The organism is Gordonibacter sp., from assembly GCF_036667095.1.
Lineage (GTDB): Bacteria > Actinomycetota > Coriobacteriia > Coriobacteriales > Eggerthellaceae > Gordonibacter.
The window spans coordinates 1-3,057 of sequence record NZ_JAVWUP010000256.1 but is presented as its reverse complement, the minus strand read 5'-3'; the positions used below and the strand labels follow the sequence as shown (position 1 = coordinate 3,057).

At 59.9% G+C, this 3,057-nt stretch carries 1 protein-coding gene and 1 pseudogene; one reads left to right on the top strand and one right to left on the bottom strand.

Features of this window, described 5'->3' with window-relative positions; genetic code table 11:
* A pseudogene (locus RR842_RS13310) lies at nt 1–1,137 on the bottom strand (NADH:flavin oxidoreductase); the annotation flags it as partial.
* 299 nt (nt 1,138–1,436) lie between these two features.
* Between RR842_RS13310 and RR842_RS13305 the strand changes: the two are divergent.
* On the top strand, nt 1,437–2,888 hold the full coding sequence (locus tag RR842_RS13305) for a helix-turn-helix transcriptional regulator (protein WP_332730075.1): 1,452 nt from the start codon (nt 1,437–1,439) through the stop codon (nt 2,886–2,888).
* The last annotated feature ends 169 nt before the right edge of the window (nt 2,889–3,057 follow it).

Here is a 3,057-nt window from a genome sequence, read left to right as displayed (position 1 = left end):
GGCATCCTTGTACCGCTTCACCACGTCAAGCAGCATACCGGCACCGCTGTGATCGCCGATCAGCTGACCCTGCCAATGACGGCTGAAATCCCACTGGGTGCCGTAGCCCGTCGCACCCTCGATGCCGCTCAAAATGAAGTAGAGGTCGCTGCCGAACTGGCAGGGATGGTTGTCAAGCGGCCCCAAGCGCAGGTGCAGCGAGTCGCACCCGGCGGCCTCGAACAGCTGCGCGAAGGCGATGCCCTCCTCAAGCGTCGTGGCCCGGCTGTGCGGTGCGGTAACGTCGCCGTCGAGCGTCATCAGCGTGGCGTTGTTCGTGAGGTTGTCGTTCTCCTCGATGCAATCCATCAAAATCTGCACGGCGAAATCGCTGCCGCACGCGCTCTTCACCTTCTGGATGCACTCGGTCACGAAGCGCGCACGGTTCTCCAAACTCCCGATACCGTAGTTGTCGGTGCGCGTGTTGTGGAAACGCGAAAGAAAGTGCTCGCCGATGTTGAAGCCAGCCGCGTTGATCTCGAACGCCTTGAAGCCCAGCGCCTGGAACGCCTTGGCCACCGAGGCGCACGTGTCCTGCACCTTTGCGATATCCTCAAGCGTCATCTTCTCAACCGCCGGCGCCATAGCAGCCCACTGCACGCCCAACTGCGCACCGTGCTTCCCGCATTCCTCCACCAGCTTCTTCCCGAAGGCAGCCGCTTCGGCAGTTGCCTTTTCGCCGGTCAAAAGGGGGATCAACTCGCCTTCAACCCAGATGAGCTCCACGCCGCCCTTGGCAAAGTTCACGTAATACTCAAGCAGCTCGTCGGTCAATCCGCCCAGATAGGTGGCCGAACCCGCCGCAGACTTCACCATGCGGTGGCTGGTCTCGACCGTGCCTATCTTCACAGGCGAGAACAGCGTTTTGAAATCAGTGGTGTTCTGCCGGTAGTCGTAGTCCTGCGGATTGAGCGAAGCCGCCGCGATAAGCTCGCTGCCACCCACCTCAGCCCCCGCACCCGCACTCGCAGCAGCCCCCTTCTCGGCAGCTGCAGGAGCGGCCGACGGTGCGCATCCCGCAAGCCCCGCACCGGCGGCGGCGATGCCCGCCACGCCAACACCCGCGAAAAACTGACGCCTCGAAAATTCTTTCTTCATGTTCCCTCCTCAGTTCTGCGTTCCACCCAAGGAACGCCCCTTCGCCCTATAACGCCATGCTGCAACGAATCCGAATCCGAGAGCCGTCAGCAGCACCCTCGGCGACATCCGTGCATGGCATGACCAAAATCTACTGGAATCGAAGGCAAAAAGCCTCACATACGACAGGTGAGATGTCCCCAAACAGCCCTTTGGACCCTACATGGCACAGGTGATTCGCGCGAAAACGGGATACAATAAGAATGGGTCGAAATGCGATGGAGCACAAAAGCTCGCCAATCAAAGTCATGGGGAATGGAATGAAGAACCGCGTCATCGTTTGCCTGGGCGTTTCCCTGAGCCTTCTCATCGGGACGTTCGCCTTGTGGGGAGGACTGCCCCTTTCTTCCTTGACGGGCCTGCAACTGCCCGCGATTCTGCAATACTGGTCGGTCCCCACCCTGTTCGCCGTGGGACTCTCGCTGCTATCCGCACTCCTCAAGAAGACTCGCCCCACCCCGGCTTTTTTAACTGGCGCCAGCATCGCATCAGGTGTTTTGACTCTCAGCGGATACAGCTTGCTGCTGCTCCTCGGATCGTCGGAGGGAACCGCCCCCGCCGTCGTGCTTGCTGCCGCCGTCATGGTCGGCCTCGGTTTCGGCCTCGTCCTGCTGCTGTGGCAGTGCCATCTTTCCCAATTCTCTGAGGAGGCTGCGACGAAGATCCTTCTTCTGTCGTTGGTAGCCAGCTCGACCTGCTACCTCGTCTTGTCGTTCGCACTGCGCGAACAGACGGCTATCGCCTTTCCGATCCTCGTCATAGCGCTGGTTGTGCTGGGCATCGTGTACACGCGCCTCCCCGTGCAGCGCAAGGAGGACATGAGCCGGCTGAGCCATGAGCCGGGCAACGCGAAGCGTATCCTAGCCGAGCTCAGGGACCCTCTTCTGTGCGTCGGTGCCATCTCTTTCGCGGTTGCCCTCACACGGGCCATTGCCCTGGACGGCATCGATAACGCCGAGATCGCCAACATCACGGCAAGCCTCGGCGTTATCATCGTGACAGCGCCGCTCTATGCCTTGTGGTTCGGATTCAAGAAGGCGCGTGCGCCGTTTGGGAAGCTGAGTATCCTCGGGCTTTACCGCATATTCTTCCCACTGATCGCCACGTCGCTGCTGGCCCTTTCCGTCTTCGGGAACGCGTGGGGGCTTGCGGTGACCACCCTGTCGTACGCCGCCTTCTCCATTACGTCCACCCTCATCGCCTCAACAAGCATCTCCATCGCGCGGCAACACCGGGTCTGGTCGCCCTACGTCTACGGTGTTTTCGCAGGCAGCCTCTACCTCATCTTCGCCGTGGCAACAACCGTGGCGCCTTTGGTGTATTACCCGCAGAACTTCGGCGCCGCAACCCTCACCGTGATCGTACTGGTGGTGCTCTACATCCTGGCCATGTCCAACGCTGCCGTTCAAAACCGCAAGCGAAAGGGCGATTCCGCAATCAACACTCCAGTCGCGCAGCCAGTCCCGGAGCCGCTGATCGTAGACGAGGTTACCCAACGATGCGCCGTCCTAGCCGAGCAGCACAAGCTCACGAAGCGGGAAAAGGACGTATTCCTCCTGCTCGCCAAAGGCCGTGACGTGCCGAGCATCGCCAAACAGCTCTTCATCTCGGAAAACACCGTGCGGTCCCACAGCAAAAACGTGTACCGCAAGCTGGACGTTCATTCAAAGCAAGAGCTGCTCGACCTGCTAGAGAAGAACGCTCCTCAATAAGGTGGCCCCTCCTCTCGCCGCTAACAGGTATTCAGGGGCCCAGCACAACCACATCCCCAAACACCTAGAAACAAGATCCGATAGATCCTAGATCGTCGATCGCACCTTAGGACTTCAACCCCACATCACGGAATGCAAACCCACCATTCCTCAGCATGCGAAACAAGTA

Excerpts from the sequence above, each read along its gene's own strand:
- RR842_RS13305 (WP_332730075.1), top strand. The coding sequence starts at position 1,437 with ATGAAGAACCGCGTCATCGTTTGCCTGGGCGTTTCCCTGAGCCTTCTC.